The organism is Cryptosporangium sp. NPDC048952 (assembly GCF_043197895.1).
GTDB lineage: Bacteria > Actinomycetota > Actinomycetes > Mycobacteriales > Cryptosporangiaceae > Cryptosporangium.
This window is the reverse complement of sequence record NZ_JBICTY010000004.1, coordinates 138,666-160,395: the sequence shown is the minus strand read 5'-3', so window position 1 is coordinate 160,395 and position 21,730 is coordinate 138,666. Positions and strand designations below refer to the sequence as shown.

The window sequence follows — 21,730 nt, the reverse complement described above, 5'->3', positions numbered from 1 at the left end:
CGATCAGGACGCCCGTGACGACGGAGACCGTTGCCAGGTCCACGCCGCAGGAACGCCGCGGCTGGTACTTCTACGACTGGGCGATCTCGGCCTACAACACCACTGTCATCACGGTCTTCCTCGGGCCGTACCTGACCTCGCTGGCCGAACGCGCCGCCGGTTGCGGCGACGAGGGCCAGGTCTGCGCCGACCTGCACCCCCTGGGCATCCCGGTCGCACCCGGTTCGTTCTTCGCCTACGTCCTGTCGCTCTCGGTCGTCGCCCAGGTACTCGTGCTCCCACTGGTCGGCGCGTACGCCGACCGGTCCTGGCACAAGAAGCGCCTGCTCGCCTGGATCACCGCGTTCGGCGCCGGCGCGACGATCCTCATGCTCTTCGTGACCGGTGACCGCTACCTGCTGGGCGGCGCGCTGCTGGTGCTCTCCAACGTGCTGTTCGGCGCGGCGGAGACCGTCTACTACTCGTACCTGCCGCAGCTCTCCGACCCGGACGAACGGGACGCGGTGAGCAGCCGCGGCTGGGCGATCGGTTACCTGGGCGGCGGACTCCTGCTGCTGTTCAACGTCATCGCGGTGCTGGTCGGGGACGGTCTCGGCTGGTCGACCGGGGACATCGCCCGCTGGAGCATCGTCTCGGCGGGGGTCTGGTGGGGTGTGTTCGCAATCGTCGCTATCCGCCCGCTCGTCGATCGCCCGCCGGTGGAGACCTCCCGCAGCCGGTCGGTCTTCGCCGGTTTCGCCCAGCTGGGGCGCACCCTGCGCGAACTCGGCAGCCTGAAACTGACCCTGTTCTTCCTCGCCGCCTACCTGATCTACAACGACGGCATCCAGACCGTGATCACGCTCTCGGCTACGTACGCCACCGAGGAACTGGAACTCGAGCAGACCGCGCTGGTGCCGACGATCCTGATGATCCAGTTCCTCGCGTTCGGCGGCGCGCTGCTGTTGGGAGCGCTTGCGAAGCGGATCGGCGCCTGGAAAGCGATCCTGCTCAGCCTCGTGCTCTGGGCACTCGTCCTGGGCGCCGCGTATTTCGTGCCGGCGCGCCAACCGCTGCCGTTCGTCGCGCTGGGGGCCGCGATCGGCCTGGTGCTCGGCGGCAGCCAGGCGCTGTCCCGCTCGCTCTACAGCCAGCTGATCCCCGCCGGTAAGGAAGCCGAGTACTACGGGCTCTACCAGATCAGCGACAAGGGCACGAGCTGGATGGGCCCGTTGCTGTTCGGCCTGGCCTACCAGCTGACCGACAGCTACCGGATTTCGATCCTGTCGCTGATCGTGTTCTTCGTGGTCGGGTTCCTGCTGCTGGCGGCGGTGCCGATCCGCCGGGCCATCGTCGAAGCCGGAAACACCCCGCCTAAGCTGCTCTAGTGTCTGGAACCCTGCGCTTCTTCTACGGACCCATGGACTGCGGTAAGTCCACGCTCGCGTTACAGATCAACCACAACCACGCCCGGCAGGGTCGGCACGGGTTGCTGCTCACGAAGCTCGATCGGGCCGGGGCGGCGCAGATCTCCAGCCGCGTCGGGCTCACCGCGTACGCGACCGAGGTCGACGAGAAGACCGACCTGCACGACGTGGTGCAGGCCGAGTGGCGCGCGGGTCGCCGCGTCGACTACCTGATCTGCGACGAAGTGCAGTTCTACGACCCCGAGCAGATCGAGCAGGCCGCCGATCTGGCCGACCGCTCCGGGATCGACGTCTACGCGTTCGGCCTGGCCACTGACTTCCGCAGCGAGCTGTTCCCCGGCAGCCGACGCCTGTTCGAACTCGCCGACGAGCTCATCCGGCTGCAGGTGGAAGTGCTGTGCTGGTGCGGCCGCCCCGGCCAGCAGAACGCGCGGGTGGTCGACGGCACCGTCATCCGCACCGGTGACCAGATCCTCGTCGCGGACACCGACGAGGCCGAGGTGCGCTACCAGGTGCTGTGCCGCCGTCACTACCGCGACGGTGACCTCGGTCCGGCGGTTGCGTCCGCGGGTCAGCTCGCGCTGGGCAACGGCGTCGCGCTCTAGCGCGACGCTTCGGCGGTCGGAGAACGCGCCGGCTCCGAGTCGCCGCTCGTGAACAGCGGAAAAACCAGAATCACCAACAGGACGACGATCAAGCCGGCCAGCCCCACGAAGATGCCGAGGGTGAAGCCGTCCATCCGCATCCTGCCGTCCCGCACACCGGAAGTATCCCGTCCGGGTTCGCGGTAACGCGACCCGGGTGCCGTCAGGGGGTCAGCTGCTCGGCGACCTGGCACGCATTCTGGATCGGGTCGACCAGGTTCGCGTGCCCCGCGAGCCGCTGGAGTAGCGCGCGAAACATGGCCTGCTCCCCCTCGGGAAGCACGCCGAGCAGGTGGGCCTCCACGTCGCACAGTCGCCCGTCGAGCTCGCGGAGCAACTCCCGGCCCTGATCGGTGGCGACGATGCGCCGTGCGCGCCGGTCGGCCGGATCGGGCACCCGAGTGACCAGCCCGGCCTTCTCCAGGTCGTCGAGCAGGTACGTCATCACCGTGCGGTCGACGCCGAGCTGGTGGGCCAGCGCGAGCTGGGTGCCCGGGGTGTCGCGGACCGAGGTCGCGAGCACCTGGTAGCCCCGCGGGCCGCCCGGGACGCCTTCCAGGGCGGCCGCGCTCGCCTTCGCGTAGGCGCGGAACAGCACGCCGAGAGCCCATCCCAGGTCGTCACTGAGGGGGATGGTCGGGCTGTCGGAGGCGGGGACCGCGGCCATGGCACACATCGTACGGCTCCCGGGCTCGTTCACCGACTGGATCACAGACGGGTTGTCAATCAGATCGTCTGCTGTACATACTATCTTGGCTACAGCTCAGTGGTGAGACCACACATTTGTTCTGCTCGAGGAGTTTCTCGTGACTTTGTTCCGCCTTGACGCCAGCATCCGCGCCGAAGGTTCGGTGAGCCGGGCGGTCGCCGACACCGTGCAGGCCGCCTGGCAGGCCGAGCACCCCGACGCCCGCATCATCCGCCGGGACCTGGGCATCGAGCCGCTGCCGTCGACCACCTGGGCGACCGCCGTCGGCGCCGGCATGACCCCGGCCGAGAACCGCTCGGTCGCCCAGAACGACGCGGTCACGCTGGCCACGACGCTGGCCGACGAACTCGTCGCCGCGGACGCGTTCCTGTTCGCGATCCCGCTCTACAACTACGCGATCCCCCACCACGTGAAGCTGTGGGTCGACACGCTGCTGACCACCCCGGCGTTCACGCCCGGTGCGACCTCGGCGATCGCCGGACGACCCGCGGTGCTGGTGACCGTGCGCGGCGGCGGCTACGGCCCCGGCACCCCGCGTGAGGGATGGGACCACAACACGCCGTACCTGCGCCGCGTGTTCGCGGACATGTGGGGCCTGGACCTCGAGATCGTCGAGGCCGAGCTGACGCTGGCCGAGGTCAACCCGGCCATGGCCGACCTCCGCCCCCTGGCCGCCCAGCTGCTCCAGTCGGCCCACACCACCGCCGAGGCCCACGGCCGCACCATCGGCCAGCGCCTTGTGAGCGCGGCCCGCTGAGAACGATGCTGCCAGGCGAGCGCGAGCCCTTGAGTACCAGTTCGCGCTCGTCTGGCAGCCCGCCTTCGGCGGGCTCCAGGTCAGTACAACGGCGGCTGCGCCGCCTTCAACTGCTGTAAGCCTCCAGGAGGCGGAGCCAGACCTCGGAGATCGTCGGGAAGCTCGGCACGGCGTGCCAGAGGCGGCTGAGCGGGACCTCACCGACGATGGCGATCGTGGCCGCGTGCACGAGTTCGGCGGAGGTGGCGCCGACGAACGTGGCCCCGACGATCACCTCGCGCTCGGCGTCGATCACGAACTTCGCCCGGCCGAGGTACCCGTCGGCGAAGAGCGATGCCCCGGCCACCTGCGCCAGGTCGTACTCCACCGCCCGGACCGGCAGCCCGGCGTCCCGCGCCTCAGCCTCGGTGAGCCCCACGGCCCCGACCTCCGGGTCGGTGAACACGGCCTGCGGCACGGCGGCGTGGTCCGCGGTGGCGGCGTAGCGGCTCCACGGTGCGGGCTCGGCCGCGTCACCGCCGGCCCGCGCCACGATCGCCGCCCCGCACGCCCGGGCCTGGTACTTGCCCATGTGCGTCAGCAGCGCGCGCCCGTTGACGTCGCCCGCCGCGTAGAGCCAGTCGACACCGACGACGCGGCAGCTGTCGTCGACCTGCAGGTCGACGACCCCGGCCACCTCGAGGCCGAGCCCGTCGACGGCGGGCACCCGACCGGTCGCGACCAGGATCTCGTCCGCGCGGACCGTGCGGGTCGTCTCCGCGTCCGCCAGTTCGATCCTGACGCCGGTCGCGTCGCGTTCGACGGCGGCGACCATCGCACCGAGCCGCACGTCGACACCTGCGGCGCGCATGCCGGTGAGCACCAATTCACTCGCGAACGGCTCGAGCCGCGGCAGGAGGCTCGTGCCGCGTGCGATCAACGTCACCCGGCTACCCAGCGAGGCGAATGCGGTGGCCATCTCGCAGCCGACGACGCCGCCGCCGAGTACGGCCAGCTCGTCGGGGACCGCTGTCGCCGACGTCGCGTCCCGACTGGTCCACGGGTCGGCCTCGGCCAGGCCGGGCACGTCGGGCACCACGGCCCGGCTGCCGGTGGCGACCACGACCGCCTGGCGGGCGGTAACCCGCCGCGCCCCGCCGTCGCGGGTGCGGATCTCGACCTGCCGCTCCCCCACCAGGCGGGCGGTGCCACGCACCAGGGCGATGCCGGCCGAATCCAGCCAGCCGACCTGCGAGTCGTCGGACCAGTTGTGCACGAACGCGGTGCGGCGGGCCAGGACCTGCTCGGGGTTCGGGCCACCGCGGACCGCGGTGGCGGCGCCGTCGACCCGCCGGGCGTCGGCAAGGGCGGCGGCCGGGCGCAGCAGGGCCTTGCTCGGGATGCAGGCCCAGTACGAGCACTCGCCGCCGACCAGTTCCCGCTCGACGACGAGCGCGCTCAGGCCACCGTGGACGACCTGGTCGGCCACGTTCTCCCCGACCGGCCCGGCACCGACGACGATCACGTCGTACTCGTCCCCGCCCGACACCGCCATGCTCGCCGCCTGTCTCTCCGTAGTCGCCGACCGGTGTTGTCCGGCCGAGCGCACGGTAGCGGATCCCTGCGACGGTCACTGCACGTGACGCCCGCGGCCCGGCGCGCCGCCCCCTGGCGCCGTCCCCTGGCGCCGTCCGCTGGCGCGGTCCGCGAAGCGGTCCCGTGCGGACGCCCCAGGGCGCGCCGGAACGGGACCGCTCGGGGCGCGGCAGGGATGCGGCAGGGATGCGGCAGGGATGCGGCAGCGCGCGGCTGGGTCCGCGGGAGGGGATGGGCAGGGTCAGCGCGGGCGGGTGGCGGCCCAGAGGGCGGCGCCGACGGCGGCGACGGCCCCGGCTGCCGCGGCGTAGCTGGGGAGCTTCGCTGCCCGGCCCTGGCGCGCGGCGGTGACGAGTGTCACGGCGTCCGCACCGTCGGCCAGCGCCGACGCCAACAGCCACGGACGGGCGCCCGGACCGCCACGCACCACCGCGAATCCGGTGCCGAGCGCGATCGCGATCTCCCGACTTGCGAACATTTGGGCGATAAACGATGCTCGTCCCGCCGTGGCGCTATCGATGCCCAGTCCCCGGGCCAGCACGGTAGGCTGTGCGGTGGACACGGCGCCGACGGCCAAGCGGAGTAGCGCGACCGCGAGGACGATCTGCCGAGACCGATCGCTGGTGGATCCAACCTCGCTCGTGTGCTCCACGCGTGTCCTCCTTGTAACGAGTTGCCGCATACGCGCATGCGGTGCTGTGCTGCTGGGCACATAAGTCAACGACGGCGGAATCTTCTGTCCGTCATCGTCGTTGGTACCGGTGGCTGACCGCAGACGCCAGGGGGTTGATGCAGATGGGTGAGCGCACGCTGCGCGGTAGTCGGCTCGGAGCCGTAAGCTACGAGACCGACCGCAACACGGAGCTGGCGCCCCGCCAGCAGGGAGAGTACCTGTGCCCGCGTGGGCACCGGTTCACGGTCCCCTTCGCCGCCGACGCGGAGATTCCGATCACGTGGGAATGCCGTGCCGACGGTACCGTGGCGCGGATCATCGACGGTGACGAGCCAGAGGCCAAGAAGGCCAAGCCGCCGCGCACGCACTGGGACATGCTCCTGGAGCGGCGCACGGTCGCCGAGCTCGAGGAGGTCCTGGCCGAGCGCCTGGAAGTCCTCCGAGGCCGGCGGAGCCGCTCCGCCTGATAGCGGGTACTACCAGCGACATGACGAACCCGCCGCCCGAAGGGGCGGCGGGTTCGTCGTGTACCCGAGGCGTGAACGTTCTGGCGGGTCATAGCCCGCCAGAACGTTCAGGCCTCAGCGGTCGATCTCGCCCTCGATGACCGTGCCCCGGCCCGGCGAGAACTCGCGGGGCGGCATCGGCTCACCCTGGCCCGGCGCGGCAGCGGCGTCGGCCTTCACCCGGCGCGAACGGACCTGCATCGGACCGAGCAACGCGCTGCTGACCTCCGGCGGCATCCGGCGCGCGGCCGACCGCAGCACCAGACGCCCGGCGAGCGACCGGATCGGCGGAAGCAGCAGCAGGATGCCGACGACGTCACTGATCAGGCCCGGCAGGATCATGAGCAGCCCACCGGCCAGCACGACCGCCCCTTCGGCGGTCTCCTTCGCCGGGGTACGGCCGGCCGCCGCGGCCTCGCGCAGAGCCCGGAACGCCCGGGCCCCTTCGCGGCGCAGCAACCAGCTACCCAGGATCGCGCTGCCGATGAGCAGCAGGAACGTCCATCCGAGCCCGACCTCCTGGCCGACGCGGATGAGCACGGTGATCTCCACGATGGCGGCCACGATCAGAGCGATGAACGCGGCAAGAAAGGCTCGCATACCCCAAGCGTACGGCCGGTCCGCACGACCGGCCGGAACTCTCAGGAGCCTCTCAGCGGAGCTTGTCGATCGCCTTCTTCGCGGTCTCGAGACGGGCCTGGACACCCCAGAGCCCCACCCGCCACAGCGCCTCGCGGACGATGTCCGAGCTCATCTTGCTGTGCCCGCGCTCCCGCTCGGCGAACGTCACCGGCACCTCACGGACCCGATAGCCGGCCTTCCAGGCCCGGTAGACCATGTCGATCTGGAAGCAGTACCCCTGCGACGCGACGGCGCCGATGTCCATCGCCGCGATGACCTCGGAGCGGTACGCCCGGTACCCCGCGGTGCTGTCCTTGACCGGGATGCTCAGCGCCAGCCGCGTGTAGAGGTTCCCGATGTGCGAGATCATCACCCGTGACATCGGCCAGTTGACGATCTTGCCGCCCGGCACCTTGCGCGAGCCGATCACGACGTCGGCGTCACGCAGCGCGTTGAGCAGACGCGGCAACTCGTCGGGGTCGTGGGAGCCGTCGGCGTCCATCTCGACCATCACGTCGGCCCCGTACTCGGCGGCCCAGGCGAAGCCGGCCAGGTAGGCCGCGCCGAGCCCTTCCTTGCTCGTGCGGTGCAGCGCGTGCACCCGCGGGTCCGCCGCGGCCATCTCGTCGACGATCGCACCGGTGCCGTCGGGCGACCCGTCGTCGGCGACCAGCACCTCCACCTCGGGCACCGCGCGACGGAGCCGGGTGACGATCTGCCGGATGTTCTCGGCCTCGTTGTACGTGGGGATGACGACGACCACGTTCCCCAGACCGGGATATTCCTCACGGTTCGCGGCCGGGCCGGTGTCGTGCTCCATTTTCTCGGCCGTCATCGGTGTCAGCCTTCCTCCGTCAGTCGTCCTACGCCGGCGGATCGGCGTCGCCGCAGAGCGGCGGCCGCGACCAACGCGACCCCGCTCAGCGTGCAGAACGCCGCTTCCGGCCACTGGCCCAATGCGGTGGCCAGCGTACGGTCCTGTGACAACGCGAGTGACCGGATCAGCGTTCCGGCCGAGAAGAGACCCGCATGGTCGTAGATGCGCCCGTTCGGGCCGATTGTGGCTGAAATGCCACTCGTCGACGCTACGACCGACCACTTGCCGTGCTCGACCGCACGGAGCCTGGCCATCGCGACCTGCTGGGGGCTCTCGCCACTCAGGCCGAACGTCGCGTTGTTGGTCTGGACCGCGAGGATCTGCGCGCCCGCGTTCACCGTGTCGGTGACCAGACTGTCGTAGGCGACCTCGAAGCAGATCACGTCGCCGACCTGGACCACGCCGGCGTTCGTCGTCGGCATGCCGACCGCGCCGATCTCGGTGCCGGCCTTGAAGTCGCGGCGGACCAGGTCGACCTTGGTCGTGACCTTCCGCGCGAGCTCGCGCATCGGGATGTACTCGCCGAACGGCACCGGGTGACGCTTCTCGTAGCGGTCGACCGGGCCCTCGCCGGGCGCCCAGACGAGGCCGGCGTTGGTCAGGTACTCGCCGGGGCCGCGCAGCACCGCGCCGACGAGAATCGGTGCCTTGATCGCGCTCGCCGCCTCGTCGATCTCGGCGCGGGCATCCTCGTTGATCAACGGGTCGATGTCGGATGCGTTCTCCGGCCAGATGACCAGGTCAGGTTGTTTCGCCTTTCCGGCGGCGACGTCGCGGGCCAGCGTCAGCGTGCGGGTGACGTGGTTGTCGAGCACCGCACGGCGCTGGGCGTTGAAGTCCAGGCCCAGGCGCGGCACGTTGCCCTGGATCACCGCGACCGTGACGTTCTGCCCGGTCGCTTTCGGCGTCGGTACGAACCAAGCCCCCAGCAGCACCACCCCGACCGCCGCGAGCCACGCCCCCGCGCGCCACGCCTCCGCGCGCACTGCCGGCGCGCGCACTGCCGCGCGCCGGGGTGCCACGTGCGCGCTGAAAGGCCAGGGGCGCCAGAGGGCGGCGACGAGGAGGCCGCCGAGTGCAGCGGTGGCGAAAGTCACCAGCGGAGCGCCGGCGACCGAAGCGAGGTGCAGCAGCGGGCCGTCGGTCTCGGCGAACGCCAGCCGACCCCACGGAAAGCCGCCGAACGGCCAGCGCCCGCGTACCGCCTCCTGCGTGACCCACCCGGCACCGACGACCAGCGGCCAGCTCCAGCGGTACCGGTCCATGACCCGTGAACTCGCGGCCAGCATCGCGCCGAGTCCGGCGACGTACGCGGCCTCCACGGCGCCCAGCAGGTAGACGAACGCCTCGCCGACGTAGATGCCCACCCACTCGAGCAGGAGCACGAAGAACACCAGGCCGTGCAGCAGCCCCAGCCACGCGCCGCGCCGGGCGCGCTGCCGGTGCACCGCGACGGCCAGCATCGCGACCGAGACCGGCGCGAGCCACCACAGGTCGTGCGGCGGAAACGCCGGAACGAGCAACGCCCCGGACCCAACCGCCAACAACGCCGCAAGCCACCCCTTGACCGGCGGCCGCTCCGGATCAACTGTCGCCTTCGACCAGGGCCGCCACCTCCGCCGCCGCCCCTCAGCCACGGGCGCGGCACCATCGGCCGCAGGCGCAGCGGACGTAGGCACGTCCGCCGCAGCCTCAAGCCCGGACGCCGCAGACGCGGATGCCTCCGGCGCGGACGCCGCAGCCCCGGACGCCGCAGCCCCGGACGCCGCAGACGCGGACGCCGCAGACGCGGACGCCGCAGACGCGGACGCCGCAGACGCGGACGCCACAGGCGCGGACGCGGGCGCATCGGACGCGGGGGTGGGCGCGGCGGGGGCGGGACCGGTGGCGGGGGCCGGGGGTGGGGTGGTCGCTACGACGGCGGGCGACCCGCTCTTCGCGTCGCTTCGTGGCAGCACCGAACCTCCCTCCCGACCCGGGAGGGTCGTGTCCTGGCAACGATTGTGCCCACACGTCCGGCGATCCGGGGCCGGGTGTGGCGAGGAATGCCGCCGACAGGCTGTGGTAGAACCGCCGCCCCAACCGTGCGGCCACAAAACACGCCACAGGGGCGCGGCGTGCACGCCGCGCCCCTGCTTCTTCAGCTCCCCGACCGGTACGGGAGGAGTTCAGGAGGACCTTCGGACCGACTGCGGAGCGGCTGGCTGCCCGCTACGCCAGACGTTGTCTACTGACCCTCCGTCACCACCATCACCGCGACCTGGCACCGGCCGCGACCGTCGTCGTCCCGCCACCCTTCGCCTGCTGGACCTGGCCCCTGCGGTGGCGCCACCGCGTTTGCCCAGCTAGCAAAGGGACGTTCCGCCGCCGTCCGATGCCCGAGGAAGTTACCTCGTCACCGTAATTGTCGTCCGTCTTCTGTCAATACCGGCTTTCGCCGACAGTACGGACATCATGCCTGGTCAGCCGTGACGAAGGGAAATCAGCCTCGCTGGATGAGACAAAGCGGACATTGGGCGTGTCATCCCGCCTCGTGGACTCACTCCGCGGTGAACACCGTTCCACCTCGGACGACCGTGCGCACGCATCGCGGCGGGGTGGCCCCCTCACCCAGCGCGGGCAGACCCTGGACGCCGGCCCGCGGGTCGGTGCTCCACCGGGCGACCCGATCGTCGGGCGCCTGGATCACCAACTCCTCCACGTCCCACACTGCGAACGACGCGACCGCGCCGGGCACCAGCATGCCGCCGTCGTCACGCCCGAGCGCGCGCCAGCCGCCCCGGGTGTGGGCCGCGAACGCCGCGCGGACGCTGATCGCGTGCCGGGAGTTGTGCGGAAACGCGGCCGACCGGACCGTGCCCCACGGGTCGAGCGGCGAGACCGGAGCGTCCGATCCGAACGCGAGTGGAACTCCGACCCCGGCCAGCGCCGCGAACGGGTTCAGCGTCTCGGCCCGCTGCGCCCCGAGCCGCCGGACGTACATGCCGTCGGGCCCACCCCAGGCGGCGTCGAACGCGGGCTGCATGCTCGCGACCGCCCCGTGGTTGACCAGCGCCTTGATCAGCGCGGTGTCGAGCATCGCCGCGTGCTCGATGCGGTGGCGGCCCACGCGCAGCTTGTCGAGCCCGACGACGTCGGCCGCCAGCGCGAAGCCCTCCGCGACCGCCGTGAGCGCGCGGTCGCCGATCGCGTGGAACCCGGCCTGGCTGCCGTGCCGCACCGAATCGACGAGGTGCTCGGCGATCTGGTCGGCGTCGGCGTAGAGATGACCGCTGCCGCTCGGATCGTCGGCGTACGGCGTGGACAGCGCGGCCGTGCGGGAGCCGAGCGCACCGTCGACGTAGAGATCGCCACCGGCGCCGACCGCACCCAGTTCCCGTGCCTTCGCCGCCGACCGCCACTCGCCCCAGTAGCCGAACACGTCGGGCCCGGGTTCGGCCGCGGCCAGGGCCAGCAGACCGGTGAAGTCGTCCTCACCACCGATGTCGGGCCCGCCGCACTCGTGCAGCGCCACGATGCCCCGGCTCGCGGCGTGCGCCCGGACCGCGCGCTGGGCGTCGACCCGCTGCGCGGGGGTGACCGAGGCCAGCGCGACCCGGCGGACGGCGTGGTGGGCGTCGCGGGTGACCGGTTCCTGAGCGTCGTACCCGGTCAGGCCCTCGACGCCCGGCGCCGCGGCACGCAGCGCACTCGACACCGCAGCTGAGTGCACGTCGACCCGGGCGAGGTAGACCGGACGGTCACCGGCCGCCCGGTCGAGCTCCGCCGTGGTGGGCGGACGCCCCTCGGGCCACGCGGTCTCGTCCCACCCGTGCCCCAGCACGACGCCGGGGTGCTCGGCGACGTGCCGGGCGAGCGCGTCCAGCGCCGCGGTGAGCGACGGGGTGCCGGTGAGATCGAGCCCGAGAAGGCCCAGGCCGGTCTGGGTCGCGTGCACGTGTGCGTCGACGAAACCCGGCACGACCAGCGCACCCGCCAGGTCCACGACCTCGTCGGCGCCGAACGCGGCCGCTTCCGCGGCGTCGTCGGAGCCGACGAACAGCACCCGATCGCCCTCGACCAGCAGCGCGGTCGCGAAGGGATCTGCGGGGCTGTAGACCTCGCCGTTGCGGTAGAGCGTCGCCATGGGACCCATTCTGCTCCCCGCGACCGACACTTCCCGCCGGGCGTCGCGCCGCGTGGGCCGGGTCACGCCCACGGCCACCCGGCGGCCGCGCCACGGCTACACCGCGGCGGCCACCGCGCGGGTCGAAGCGCGCGACGACGCGCTCCAGAGCGTCCACGAAAGGCCGAGAAGCCCGACGGAGCCGAGCAGGAAGCCGACGGAGACCACGACGTCGGGGACCGCGCCGCGCAGCGCCGCGAACAGGAACCCGACCGCGTACAGAGCCACCGCCCAGCGGGGGTAGGAACGCCAGGAGACGATCGAGAACAGCACCACACCCAGCGCGAACACCGCGGCGATCACCAGGAAACCGACCCGGGCCCGGCCTTCGAGGAGCGCGTCGACCTCCGCCGTGGTGAGGTCCGCGAACAGGAAGTGGCCCGCGAACTCCGCGATCAGCAATCCGGCGACGCCGGCGAGGTTCAGGGCGTAGCCGACGAGTCCGAGCGTGCCGGCGGTGTGCCGTTGCCAGAGGTAGAGACCGGTGAGCGCGAAGAGGGCGATCACGGCGGGCACCGGCGCGATGCTCTCCGTGACCACGTTCTCCGGAACGAGGTCTTCGCGGCGGAGGTCGTTGAACAGCAGCAGGACGCCGGTGAGCAGGCCGGCTGCGGCAGCCAGCCGGTAGCGGGCGGAGTCGGTCATCGAAGGCTCCTTCGGTAGCGGGGCCTCGAACGTAGGGACGCCGGGGTTCCCGGCAGCAGTGCCGCCGGGCGCGTTCCGGAGCCGGTCGGCACGGGTACCCGTGACCAGGGGCCTATGCCGTTCGGCGGATTCTCCGCAGGTGGTGCGGCGCTTACCGTGGGGGCATGGGCGGACGAACGCTGGCTCGGGTGGCGTCCACGTTGTACGGCACGGTGCTCGCCGGTGGGCTGTACTTCGGGGTCGCTGGGCTGGCGCCCGTCGTTCCGTGGCGGGGTGCGGTGTTCGTGGCCGGGCTGCTGGCGTTGCTCGCGCTGGAGCGGTTCCGGGGCGAGCTGATGCTCGGGCGCGTCGTGCTGATCGTGGTGGTGGTTGCGGCTGACACGTCCGGGCTCGCGCGGGTGCTGTTCCTGTTGGTGCCGTTCGCCGTGTATCTCATGCGCGGGAGACGCGCGGGGCACCTCACCGCGGCGGGGTGCGGTGTCGCGCTGGTCACGTGGTGGACGCTCGCCTCGCCGGGCTGGTTCTCCGACCGTGAGGCGCTCGGTGATCTGGTGATGTTCGGGGTCGGGTTGGTGCTGGCGGTCGCGATGGCCGCGGCGACGGTGGCGGCCGATGCCGATCGGGCCCGTGCGGAGCGGTTGGTGGATGAGCTCGCGGCCGCCCAGCAACGGGTGGGGGTGCTCGCGGCGGCGGAGGAGCGCAACCGTGTCGCGCGCGATCTGCACGACAGCCTTGGTCACCACCTCACCGCGGTGACGATCCAGCTCGAGAAGGCCACCGCGTACCGGGCGCGCGATTCCTCGGTCGCCGACCAGGCGGTCACCGACGCCCGCGCCTCGGCCCGCGAGGCCCTGGCCGACGTCCGCCGCTCAGTGTCCGCCCTGCGCACCGACCCACCCGGTGCGCCCGCGCCGCCCGATTCGGTCGCGCGGCGCGAGGCTTGGGGGGCGCCGGAGCCGCTCGTGAGCGTGGAGCCGCTCGCGGTGCGGCTCGGTGAGTTGGTGGGTCGGCTCGGGTCCACCGGTGTGGCGGTGACCTGCACCGCCTCCGGCGAGGCGGGGTGTCCGGCCGAGGTCGAGGACGTGCTGTTCCGCGTCGCCCAGGAGGGCATCACGAACGCCCTGCGGCACGCCGGCGCACGTTCGGTCTCGGTGACCGTCCACTTCGCACCCGACGCCACGACCCTCGCCGTCCGCGACGACGGCTCCGGCCTCCCCCGCGCCCCCGGCGCGACCGGCGCGACCGGCGCGACCGGCGCGACCGGCGCGACCGGCGCGACCGGCCACGGTCTCCTCGGCATGCGAGAGCGGGTGCTGGCCGTCGGCGGCGCGCTGGAATTCACCGGCCCACCCGGCGCAGGCACCACCCTCACCGCCCGCATTCCGGCGCCCGCACCCTCCCGAGCGACCGCCGCACGATGAGCGACGACAGTGGGACGAGGGTGCTGGTCGTTGATGATCAGCGGCTGGTCCGGGAAGGGGTGGCGTCGCTGCTCGCGTTGGAGGACGGCATCACGGTGGTCGGCTCGGCCGCCGACGGGCGGGAAGCCGTCGCACTGGCCGTGCGGCTGAAGCCCGACGTCGTCCTGATGGACGTGCGCATGCCGGCCTCCGACGGCGTCGAGGCCACGGCCGCGGTGCGTCGGCAAGCGCCCGACTGCCGGGTCGTGATGCTGACGACGTTCGACGACGAGGAGTACGTCGTGCGGGCGCTCCGGGCAGGCGCCAACGGCTACCTGCTCAAGGACCTCCCCGCCACGGAGCTGGCCCGCGCCGTGAAAATGGCGCACGCCGGCGTCGACCAGTTCGACCCAGCGGTCACCGCCCGACTTCTCGCCGCTGCCGACCGCAGCGGCGAGCAACCGGCCCCCTCACCGGGCGGGCTCACCGCCCGGGAGGTCGACGTGCTGCGCTGGCTCGCCCGAGGCGCCACGAACCGCGAGATCGCCGCCGCTCTCGTCGTCAGCGAAGGCACCGTGAAGAACCACGTCTCCCACATCCTCGGCCGCCTGAACCTCCGCGACCGCACCCAGGCCGCCCTCTACGCCCGGGACCGCGGCCTCGCCTAAAGGAGTGTCAGGGTTCGGGGGGTCACGTTGAGACGGTCAGGACCGTCGGAACCGCACACCACGATGTCCTCGATCCGCGCCCCGAACCGACCGGCGAGATAGAACCCGGGCTCGACGCTGAACGCCATGCCCTCTTCCAGCACCGTGTCGTTGCCGCCGATGATCCACGGCTCCTCGTGCTCCTCGAGCCCGATGCCGTGCCCGGTGCGGTGGATGAACGCGTCGCCGTAGCCCGCGGCCGTCAACACGTCGCGGCACGCGGCGTCGACCGAAGAAGCGGTGACCCCAGGCCGCACCGCGGCGACTCCGGCCTCCTGCGCCTCCTGCAGCACCGCGTAGGCGGTCGCGAACCCCTCCGGCGGGGCTCCGAGCACGTACGTACGCGTGGAGTCGGAGCAGTAACCGTCGACGGTGACCCCGCCGATGTCGACGACGACCGGGTCACCGTCCTCGATCACCCGGTCGGACACCGCGTGGTGCGGGCTGGCACCGTTCGGCCCGGACCCGACGATCACGAACGACACCGTGGCGTGCCCCTCGCTCAGAATCGCGTCGGCGATGTCGCGCCCGACGGCCGCCTCGGTGCGCCCGGCGATGAGCCACTCCCCCATCCGCTCGTGCACCCGGTCGATCGCCTGCCCGGCCCGGCGCAGCGCCTCGATCTCGGCGGACGACTTCCGCACGCGCAACGGCCGGAGCGCACCCCCGGCGAGAAGCTGCTCCGCACCTCCGAACGCGGCCCGGAACGCCAGGACCTGCTCGGCCCACATCCGGTCGGCCAGCCCCAGGCGCTGCGGAGCACGCAAGAAGCCCCGGATCAGCGCGTACGCGTCCTCCCCCTCACCGAATGCGCGGATCTCGAGGTCGAGGCCACCGGCCGGCGACGCCTTCGCGGCCGCCTCCTCCAGCGCGGGGACGACCAGCACCGGATCGCCGTCGGCAGGCAGCACGAGGCAGGTCAGCCGCTCGAGCGCGTGCGCGTCGTAGCCGGTGAGGTACCGCAGGTCGGCGCCGGGCGTCAGCAGGAGCGCATCCAGACCGGCCGCGGCGGTGGCCTGCTGGGCCACCCGCAGCCGGTCGGACGGATAGAGGGGCTCAGACATGCTGTTCAGGCTACGACGGACCCCCGACGATTTCCGGCCCTCTGCCGGTGCGGTGGCCTCAGGAGGAGGCAGGCAACTTGTACCGCGACCGCGACGCCGCCGGAACCAGGTCCAGGTAGTCGTGGTGGCGGGCGATCCAGCCGGCGATGTACGGGCAGCGCGGTAACACGTCCAGGCCACGGCTGCGTGCGTCGTCGAGCGCGTACCGGGCGAGCTGGGACGCGATGCCCTTGCCTTCGAATTCCGGCGGCACGCCGGTGTGGGTGAGCATGATGACGTCGCCGTCGAGCTGGTACTCGACGACGCCGGCCAGCGCACCGTCCAGCTTCGCTTCGTACCGGTTGTCGTCGGGCGCGTCGGTGATCACCAGACTGTCCTGTGTCATGCGAACCATTGTCCCAGGCGTGTGACCTGCGCGACCGGTGTGGCGAAGTCTGGCAGGCTCTAGGGCGTGACGACAGCACCCGGCGCATTGATGCTCATCGACGCGGCCAGCATGTACTTCCGTGCGTTCTACGGTGTCCCGACGTCGATCACGGCGCCGGACGGCACTCCGATCAACGCCGTGCGCGGCTTCATGGACATGACGTCGACGCTGGTCACCAGGTTCCGGCCAACCCGTCTCGTCGCCTGCCTGGACGAGGACTGGCGCCCGGCGTGGCGGGTGGCGCTGGTGCCGTCGTACAAGGCGCACCGCGTCGCCGGCGAGCCGGACGAGGAGGAAGTTCCGGACGAACTGGCGCCCCAGGTGCCGGTGCTGCTCGAGGTCCTCGCCGCGTTCGGCATCGCCGCCGTGGGTGCGGCCGGGTACGAGGCCGACGACGTGATCGGCACGCTGGCCACCCGCGGTCCGGGCCCGGTGGACGTCGTCACCGGCGACCGGGACCTCATCCAGCTGATCGACGACGCGAACGGCGTCCGGGTGCTCTACACCGGCCGTGGCGTGGCGAAGCTGGAGGAGATGGACGCGGCGGCCGTGCGGACGAAGTACGGCGTCGAGCCGAGCCAGTACGCCGACTTCGCGACCCTGCGGGGCGACCCGAGCGACGGGCTGCCGGGCGTCGCGGGCATCGGCGAGAAGACCGCGGCGGGCCTGCTCGGCCGGTTCGGTGACCTGACCGGCCTGCTCGCGGCCGTCGACGCGCGCAACTCCGCGCTCCCGGCGTCGTCCTGGAAGCGGTTGGACGCCGCCCGGGAGTACCTCGCGGTCGCGCCGGACGTCGTGAAGGTGGCGCGGGACATCCCGATCCCGCCGGTCACCGATGCGCTGCCGGTCACGCCGGTCGATCCGGACCGGGTGGTCGCGCTCGCCGAGCGGTGGGGCCTGGAGAGCGCGGCGGCCCGCCTCACGAAGGCTCTTAGTTCGACCTGACCATCGGAAAGGTGATTCGGAACGTGGTCCCGCGGCCGGGCGCCGACCGGACGTCGAGGTCGCCCTGGTGTGCCCGGGCGATCGCGCTGACCGTGCCCAGCCCCAGGTGGGCGTCGTCGTCGGCGCCGACGCCCTGCGTCAGCACGAGCGGTTGCAGCAGCCCCGGCTGACGCTCGGCTGGGATACCGACACCGGTGTCCTGCACCTCGATCGCGGGACGCGGTTCGGCCAGCGCGCGCAGGCTCAGCCGGCCACCGCGGTCGGTGAAGCGCAGCGCGTTGTTCGCCAGGTGGCCGATCGCGCGCTCGAGCAGTACCGGATCGCCGACCGTCCACACCGGATCGGTCGCCTCGACGGTCATCGAAATGCCGCTGCCGTCGGCCGCGGGTGCCATCGCCGACCCGACACGGTCGACGACCGCCGCGAGGTCGACCGGGACGTGGTCACGCGCCGACTCGGCGTGCCGGGCCCGGGCGAGCAGCAGGAGCGTGTCGATGACACGCAGCATGCGGTCGGAGTTGGCCTGGACCGCGCCGACGAGTCGCCGGGCCGTCGCCGGGTCCAGCCCGCCTGAGCTGTCGTCGGCGAGCAGTTCGAGCAAGGTGCGGATCGCGGTCAGCGGTGTCCGCAAGTGATGGCCGACCAGGTCGACGAAGTCGTCGATGAAGTCGTGCTGACCGTTGCCCGGAGGGAAGAACGCCTCCGAGAACTCCGCGTGGTCCGCGGCGACATCGACTCCGTCCGCCGCCTCCCGGGCGCCGGGAACCCCATTACCGTCGTGCCGCACCGAACCTCCTGCCAGCTGACTACACCGATCGCCCGGAATGCAGGATTTTAAGCACACAAAACACCGATAACGCCTCCCATGCCGCGCCGTAACGAAGCATTTGCGTGAACCCGGAGGCCGCCTACTAAAGGGCGGTGTAGGCGACTACGCCTCGCCGGGTGGCTTCGATGGCCTGCCGGGCGGTGGAGCGGAGGCCGCTGTCGGCCGGAGCAGCTCCCGCGATCTGGTCGAGGAGGTCGAGCACCTGCCGGCACCAGCGCACGAAGTCACCGGCCGGCATCTCGCCCTCGATGCCCGCAGCGGCGGTGAGCACCTTCTCCAGCGGCTCGCCCCGCGCCCACCGGTACGCCGGCCAGACGAAGCCGTAGTCCGGTTCGCGCGTGAGTGACAGGCCGCGCTCCCCCTCGTCGCCCTGGAGCTCTGAGGCGAGCCGACCGACGACGGCGAGCGATTCGCGCAACGGTCCGCTCGGCACGGGCGTCGGGCTCTCGTCGGCCCGACGGGCCTCGTAGACGAGCGCGGACACCGCACCGGCGAGCTCCGGCGCGGACAGCCCATCCCAGACCCCGGCGCGGAGGCACTCGGCGACGAGCAGGTCGGACTCCGACCAGATCCGGGCGAGGCCGCGGCCGGCGTCGGTCACCCGCTCGCCGTCCAGGTAGCCGCGGCTTTCGAGCAGGCCGCAGACCTGGTCGAACGTGCGCGCCAGCGAGTTCGTGCGGTTGTGGACGCGCTGCTCGAGCTGGTGCGTCTCCTTCGACAGGCGGTCGAACCGCTCGGCCCAGCGCGCGTGGTCCTCCCGCTCGTTGCACCCGTGGCACGGGTGACGCCGGAGCGCAGCACGGAGCTCCCCGAGCAGTTCGTCGTCCGCCGCCGCGGCGCGGCCCTTCTTCTTGCGCACCGCTGCCAGGTCCGACGCCGCCGTCCGCAGCGCCGACGCCAGGTCGCGACGCGCCTGCGGGGCCCGGTGGTTGAAGTGCTTGGGCACCCGCATGCGGGTGAGGACGTCGATCTCGCTCGTGAAGTCGGCGAGGGACAGGCGCCCGGCCCAGCGGTCGGCGGTGAGCACGAGCGGGCGGGACTCACCGAGCGGCTCCGCGCCCGGGTCGAGCACGACCGCGAGACCGGCCCGACGCCCCGTCGGCACCATGATGACGTCGCCGATGCGCAGTCTTTCCAGCGAGTCCGCGGCCGCGGCGCGGCGCTGGTTGGCGCCCTGCTTGGCCAGCGCGTTCTCGCGGTCCTTGATCTGCCGGCGCAGCGCGGCGTACTCGGCGAAGTCACCGAGGTGGCAGGTCATCGACTCCTGGTAGGCGTCGAGCGCGTCGTGCTGACGCTGGGCCTGCTTGGCCAGGCCGACGACGGCGCGGTCGGCCTGGAACTGCGCGAACGACGTCTCCAGCAGCTCGCGGGCGCGCTCGCGCCCGACCGAACCGACCAGGTTGACGGCCATGTTGTACGACGGCCGGAAGCTCGAACGGAGCGGATAGGTACGGGTCGAAGCCAGGCCCGCGACGTGACGCGGGTCGATCTCCGGCGACCACACCACGACCGCGTGACCCTCGACGTCGATACCGCGACGCCCCGCACGGCCGGTGAGCTGCGTGTACTCCCCCGCAGTGAGGTCGACGTGCGTCTCGCCGTTGAACTTCACCAGCCGTTCGAGGACGACCGATCGGGCCGGCATGTTGATGCCGAGCGCGAGCGTCTCGGTGGCGAACACGGCCTTGACCAGGCCGCGGACGAACAGCTCCTCGACGACCTCCTTGTACACGGGAAGCAGCCCGGCGTGGTGGGCGGCCAGTCCGCGCTGCAGGCCGTCGAGCCACTCCCAGTAGCCGAGAACCTGCAGGTCCTCGGCAGCCAGGTCACGGGTGCGCTCCTCGGCGATGCTCCGGATCTCGGCGCGCTCGTCGGGCGTCGTGAGGCGCAGGCCCGCGGCCATGCACTGCTGCACGGCGGCGTCGCAGCCCGCGCGGCTGAACACGAACGTGATCGCCGGCAGGAGGCCGGCGTTGTCGAGGCGCTCGATGACGTCGGACCGGTAGGGCACCAGGTTCTTCGCCCGGATCGGGCGGCCGGAGCGGGTGTACTGGACCTTCCGGAGCTGCTCACGCACGTAGCGGGTGAGCTCCGGATCGACGTCCTTGTGCGTCGTCTGGCCGGTGGCCTTCTCGGTGAACAGGTCGAACATGCGGCGGCCGACGAGCATGTGCTGCCACAGCGGCACCGGGCGGTGCTCGGAGACCACCACGGCCGTGTCGCCGCGGACGGTGATCAGCCACTCCGCGAACTCCTCGGCATTGCTGACCGTCGCCGAGAGCGACACCAGCGAGACCGACTCGGGGAGGTGGATGATCACCTCCTCCCAGACCGCGCCGCGGAAGCGGTCGGCCAGGTAGTGGACCTCGTCCATCACGACGTAGGCCAGGTTGGTGAGCGTCGCGGAGTTCGCGTACAGCATGTTCCGCAGCACCTCGGTGGTCATGACCACCACGGGCGCGTCGCCGTTGATCGCGTTGTCGCCGGTCAGCAGGCCGACCTTGTCCGAGCCGTACCGGGCGACGAGGTCGTTGAACTTCTGGTTGCTGAGAGCCTTGATCGGCGTCGTGTAGAAGCACTTGGTGCCCTGGCGAAGAGCCAAATGCACTGCGAATTCTCCGACGACGGTCTTGCCGGCGCCGGTGGGGGCGCACACCAGCACCCCACGCCCGTGTTCGAGCGCCTCGCAGGCCTCCCGCTGGAAGTCATCAAGATCAAACGACAGCTGCGCGGTGAAGTCGGTGTATGCCGGGTGGCCGGCACGCCGACGCGCCGCCGCATACTGCTCGGCGGGGGTGCTCATGCGGCCAAGGCTACGCGAGAGCGCGAGAGATAAATTGAAGCGTGTCTCTTCGTCCGATCGACGCCGTCCTGTTCGATTTCTCCGGCACGTTGCTCGCGGTGGAGCCGCCGTTGGACTGGTTGCGCCGGGCGGCCGCGCCGCTGGGCCTCACATTTGACGACGCCGAATCGGCCGCGATGGTCGAGCGACTGCTGTGGGCCGGTCGGCCCGGTGGTCCGGCCCCGTCCGACCTGACCGGTCCGCACGTCGACGCCTACGCGACCCGTGATCTCTCCGTCGAGCAGCACCGGGACGCGTACATCGCGCTGATGACCCGGGCTGACCTGCCGGATCCGCGGTTGGCTTCGGCGCTGTACGACGCGATGTTTCCGCCGGAGGCGTGGGTGCCGTATGCGGATGCGGCTCCTGTTTTGGCCGCTCTCCGGGCGCACGGAGTGCGCGTGGCCGTGGTCAGTAATATTGCGCACGATCTGCGGCCGACGTTCGACCATCACGGGTTGACGCAGTGGATCGACGCGTTCGTGTTCTCGTACGAGGTCGACGCGATGAAGCCGAGCCCGAAGATCTTCTCCGCGGCGTGCGAGGAGCTGGGGGTGGAGCCGGCGCGGGCTCTCATGGTGGGCGACACCACCGCGGACGCGGGGGCGGTCGAGGTGAACATGCCAGCTCTCGTCCTACCGGCGAGCCCGCCGGGGGCTGTGCACGGCCTGGACGCGGTGCTGGCCTTGGCAGGCATCTAGCCGGCTCCGCCCGGGGCTGATCGGCTGCCCGGCGGCTGCCCGGCGGCTGACCGGCGGCTGACCGGCTCTGCCGGGCGCGGCGCGCAGTCGCGGTGCCGGTGCGCGGGCGCGGATGCGCGGGCGCGGATGCGCGGGCGGCTGCCGCGCTGGGGCGCGGGCGAGGGCTGCGGTCGGGGGCAGGCGGGTGCTGCGCCGGGGCTGACGGGTGCCGGGGCGGGGCGCGGCCGGGTGCGCTCC

21 protein-coding genes are annotated in these 21,730 nt (G+C 71.9%); 8 read left to right on the top strand and 13 right to left on the bottom strand.

From position 1 onward, the window contains the following. Positions 1-14 precede the first annotated feature (14 nt). Both ACGFY5_RS23310 and ACGFY5_RS23305 read left to right on the top strand, forming a co-directional pair. A complete protein-coding gene (locus tag ACGFY5_RS23310) occupies positions 15-1,367 on the top strand; it encodes an MFS transporter (protein ID WP_392722819.1) in 1,353 nt (450 codons plus the stop codon). Beyond that, a complete protein-coding gene (locus ACGFY5_RS23305) occupies positions 1,367-2,011 on the top strand; it encodes a thymidine kinase (RefSeq protein ID WP_392722817.1) in 645 nt (214 codons plus the stop codon). Before ACGFY5_RS23310 ends, ACGFY5_RS23305 begins: the two co-directional genes overlap by 1 nt. Here the strand turns inward: ACGFY5_RS23305 and ACGFY5_RS23300 are convergent. Both ACGFY5_RS23300 and ACGFY5_RS23295 read right to left on the bottom strand, forming a co-directional pair. Then, positions 2,008-2,166 (bottom strand): hypothetical protein, encoded by a 159-nt coding sequence (locus ACGFY5_RS23300; RefSeq protein ID WP_392722816.1) that lies wholly within the window; start codon positions 2,164-2,166, stop codon positions 2,008-2,010. The two genes, ACGFY5_RS23305 and ACGFY5_RS23300, sit on opposite strands and share 4 nt — an antisense overlap. Before the next feature lie 47 nt (positions 2,167-2,213). Further along, entirely contained in the window at positions 2,214-2,717 is a 504-nt protein-coding gene (locus ACGFY5_RS23295; protein WP_392722815.1) for a MarR family winged helix-turn-helix transcriptional regulator, read from the bottom strand. A gap of 139 nt (positions 2,718-2,856) precedes the next feature. Here ACGFY5_RS23295 and ACGFY5_RS23290 point away from each other — a divergent pair, with 139 nt between their 5' ends. After that, on the top strand, positions 2,857-3,516 hold the full coding sequence (locus ACGFY5_RS23290; protein ID WP_392722813.1) for an FMN-dependent NADH-azoreductase: 660 nt from the start codon (positions 2,857-2,859) through the stop codon (positions 3,514-3,516). A gap of 106 nt (positions 3,517-3,622) precedes the next feature. Here the strand turns inward: ACGFY5_RS23290 and ACGFY5_RS23285 are convergent, their stop codons facing one another. Next, entirely contained in the window at positions 3,623-5,050 is a 1,428-nt protein-coding gene (locus ACGFY5_RS23285; protein WP_392722811.1) for a dihydrolipoyl dehydrogenase family protein, read from the bottom strand. Positions 5,051-5,332: 282 nt separating this feature from the next. Continuing rightward, positions 5,333-5,569 carry a hypothetical protein gene (locus ACGFY5_RS23280; RefSeq protein ID WP_392722810.1) on the bottom strand — a complete coding sequence of 79 codons (237 nt, stop codon included), beginning with the start codon at positions 5,567-5,569 and terminating at the stop codon, positions 5,333-5,335. 317 nt (positions 5,570-5,886) lie between these two features. Here ACGFY5_RS23280 and ACGFY5_RS23275 point away from each other — a divergent pair, with 317 nt between their 5' ends. After that, on the top strand, positions 5,887-6,231 hold the full coding sequence (locus ACGFY5_RS23275) for an RNA polymerase-binding protein RbpA (RefSeq protein ID WP_035856302.1): 345 nt from the start codon (positions 5,887-5,889) through the stop codon (positions 6,229-6,231). A gap of 114 nt (positions 6,232-6,345) precedes the next feature. Here the strand turns inward: ACGFY5_RS23275 and ACGFY5_RS23270 are convergent, their stop codons facing one another. From ACGFY5_RS23270 to ACGFY5_RS23250, 5 genes are all read right to left on the bottom strand, one after another. After that, the gene (locus tag ACGFY5_RS23270) at positions 6,346-6,870 is read right to left on the bottom strand and encodes an FxsA family protein (protein ID WP_392722809.1); all 525 of its coding nucleotides are present in this window, start codon (positions 6,868-6,870) and stop codon (positions 6,346-6,348) included. Positions 6,871-6,922: 52 nt separating this feature from the next. Beyond that, entirely contained in the window at positions 6,923-7,726 is an 804-nt protein-coding gene (locus ACGFY5_RS23265) for a polyprenol monophosphomannose synthase (RefSeq protein WP_392722808.1), read from the bottom strand. Positions 7,727-7,731: 5 nt separating this feature from the next. Further along, complete coding sequence (lnt, locus tag ACGFY5_RS23260; RefSeq protein WP_392722807.1) at positions 7,732-9,405, bottom strand: apolipoprotein N-acyltransferase; 1,674 nt, start codon at positions 9,403-9,405, stop codon at positions 7,732-7,734. Between the two features lie 902 nt (positions 9,406-10,307). After that, positions 10,308-11,894, bottom strand: coding sequence for an amidohydrolase (locus ACGFY5_RS23255; protein WP_392722806.1), 1,587 nt, complete (start codon positions 11,892-11,894; stop codon positions 10,308-10,310). A 96-nt stretch (positions 11,895-11,990) separates the two neighbouring features. Further along, entirely contained in the window at positions 11,991-12,578 is a 588-nt protein-coding gene (locus tag ACGFY5_RS23250) for a hypothetical protein (protein WP_392722804.1), read from the bottom strand. A gap of 164 nt (positions 12,579-12,742) precedes the next feature. On the opposite strand from ACGFY5_RS23250, the gene ACGFY5_RS23245 reads away from it, so the two are divergent. Together ACGFY5_RS23245 and ACGFY5_RS23240 are read left to right on the top strand one after the other, a co-directional pair. Next, a complete protein-coding gene (locus tag ACGFY5_RS23245; protein ID WP_392722803.1) occupies positions 12,743-13,999 on the top strand; it encodes a sensor histidine kinase in 1,257 nt (418 codons plus the stop codon). Beyond that, a complete protein-coding gene (locus ACGFY5_RS23240) occupies positions 13,996-14,646 on the top strand; it encodes a response regulator (protein ID WP_392722800.1) in 651 nt (216 codons plus the stop codon). The genes ACGFY5_RS23245 and ACGFY5_RS23240 overlap by 4 nt, the downstream gene beginning before the upstream one ends. Here the strand turns inward: ACGFY5_RS23240 and ACGFY5_RS23235 are convergent. Next, a complete protein-coding gene (locus tag ACGFY5_RS23235) occupies positions 14,643-15,749 on the bottom strand; it encodes a M24 family metallopeptidase (protein ID WP_392722799.1) in 1,107 nt (368 codons plus the stop codon). The genes ACGFY5_RS23240 and ACGFY5_RS23235 overlap by 4 nt on opposite strands. Positions 15,750-15,807: 58 nt before the next feature. After that, entirely contained in the window at positions 15,808-16,134 is a 327-nt protein-coding gene (locus ACGFY5_RS23230) for a GNAT family N-acetyltransferase (protein ID WP_392722798.1), read from the bottom strand. A gap of 90 nt (positions 16,135-16,224) precedes the next feature. On the opposite strand from ACGFY5_RS23230, the gene ACGFY5_RS23225 reads away from it, so the two are divergent. Then, positions 16,225-17,121 carry a 5'-3' exonuclease H3TH domain-containing protein gene (locus ACGFY5_RS23225; protein ID WP_392723895.1) on the top strand — a complete coding sequence of 299 codons (897 nt, stop codon included), beginning with the start codon at positions 16,225-16,227 and terminating at the stop codon, positions 17,119-17,121. On the opposite strand, the gene ACGFY5_RS23220 is transcribed toward ACGFY5_RS23225, so the two are convergent. Both ACGFY5_RS23220 and ACGFY5_RS23215 read right to left on the bottom strand, forming a co-directional pair. Then, positions 17,108-17,908, bottom strand: coding sequence for a sensor histidine kinase (locus tag ACGFY5_RS23220; RefSeq protein WP_392722796.1), 801 nt, complete (start codon positions 17,906-17,908; stop codon positions 17,108-17,110). The two genes, ACGFY5_RS23225 and ACGFY5_RS23220, sit on opposite strands and share 14 nt — an antisense overlap. Before the next feature lie 124 nt (positions 17,909-18,032). Beyond that, a complete protein-coding gene (locus ACGFY5_RS23215) occupies positions 18,033-20,753 on the bottom strand; it encodes a DEAD/DEAH box helicase (protein WP_392722795.1) in 2,721 nt (906 codons plus the stop codon). Positions 20,754-20,794: 41 nt separating this feature from the next. Here ACGFY5_RS23215 and ACGFY5_RS23210 point away from each other — a divergent pair, with 41 nt between their 5' ends. Continuing rightward, the gene (locus ACGFY5_RS23210) at positions 20,795-21,493 is read left to right on the top strand and encodes an HAD family hydrolase (protein ID WP_392722794.1); all 699 of its coding nucleotides are present in this window, start codon (positions 20,795-20,797) and stop codon (positions 21,491-21,493) included. The last annotated feature ends 237 nt before the right edge of the window (positions 21,494-21,730 follow it).

Bases quoted from the DNA above. Each gene is read 5' to 3' on its own strand.
- ACGFY5_RS23215 (WP_392722795.1), bottom strand. From the start codon at position 20,753: ATGAGCACCCCCGCCGAGCAGTATGCGGCGGCGCGTCGGCGTGCCGGC.
- ACGFY5_RS23225 (WP_392723895.1), top strand. From the start codon at position 16,225: ATGCTCATCGACGCGGCCAGCATGTACTTCCGTGCGTTCTACGGTGTC.
- ACGFY5_RS23285 (WP_392722811.1), bottom strand. From the start codon at position 5,050: ATGGCGGTGTCGGGCGGGGACGAGTACGACGTGATCGTCGTCGGTGCC.
- ACGFY5_RS23275 (WP_035856302.1), top strand. From the start codon at position 5,887: ATGGGTGAGCGCACGCTGCGCGGTAGTCGGCTCGGAGCCGTAAGCTAC.
- ACGFY5_RS23240 (WP_392722800.1), top strand. From the start codon at position 13,996: ATGAGCGACGACAGTGGGACGAGGGTGCTGGTCGTTGATGATCAGCGG.
- ACGFY5_RS23265 (WP_392722808.1), bottom strand. From the start codon at position 7,726: ATGACGGCCGAGAAAATGGAGCACGACACCGGCCCGGCCGCGAACCGT.
- ACGFY5_RS23280 (WP_392722810.1), bottom strand. From the start codon at position 5,569: ATGTTCGCAAGTCGGGAGATCGCGATCGCGCTCGGCACCGGATTCGCG.
- ACGFY5_RS23230 (WP_392722798.1), bottom strand. From the start codon at position 16,134: ATGACACAGGACAGTCTGGTGATCACCGACGCGCCCGACGACAACCGG.
- ACGFY5_RS23245 (WP_392722803.1), top strand. From the start codon at position 12,743: ATGGGCGGACGAACGCTGGCTCGGGTGGCGTCCACGTTGTACGGCACG.
- ACGFY5_RS23255 (WP_392722806.1), bottom strand. From the start codon at position 11,894: ATGGCGACGCTCTACCGCAACGGCGAGGTCTACAGCCCCGCAGATCCC.
- ACGFY5_RS23250 (WP_392722804.1), bottom strand. From the start codon at position 12,578: ATGACCGACTCCGCCCGCTACCGGCTGGCTGCCGCAGCCGGCCTGCTC.
- ACGFY5_RS23295 (WP_392722815.1), bottom strand. From the start codon at position 2,717: ATGGCCGCGGTCCCCGCCTCCGACAGCCCGACCATCCCCCTCAGTGAC.
- ACGFY5_RS23270 (WP_392722809.1), bottom strand. From the start codon at position 6,870: ATGCGAGCCTTTCTTGCCGCGTTCATCGCTCTGATCGTGGCCGCCATC.
- ACGFY5_RS23235 (WP_392722799.1), bottom strand. From the start codon at position 15,749: ATGTCTGAGCCCCTCTATCCGTCCGACCGGCTGCGGGTGGCCCAGCAG.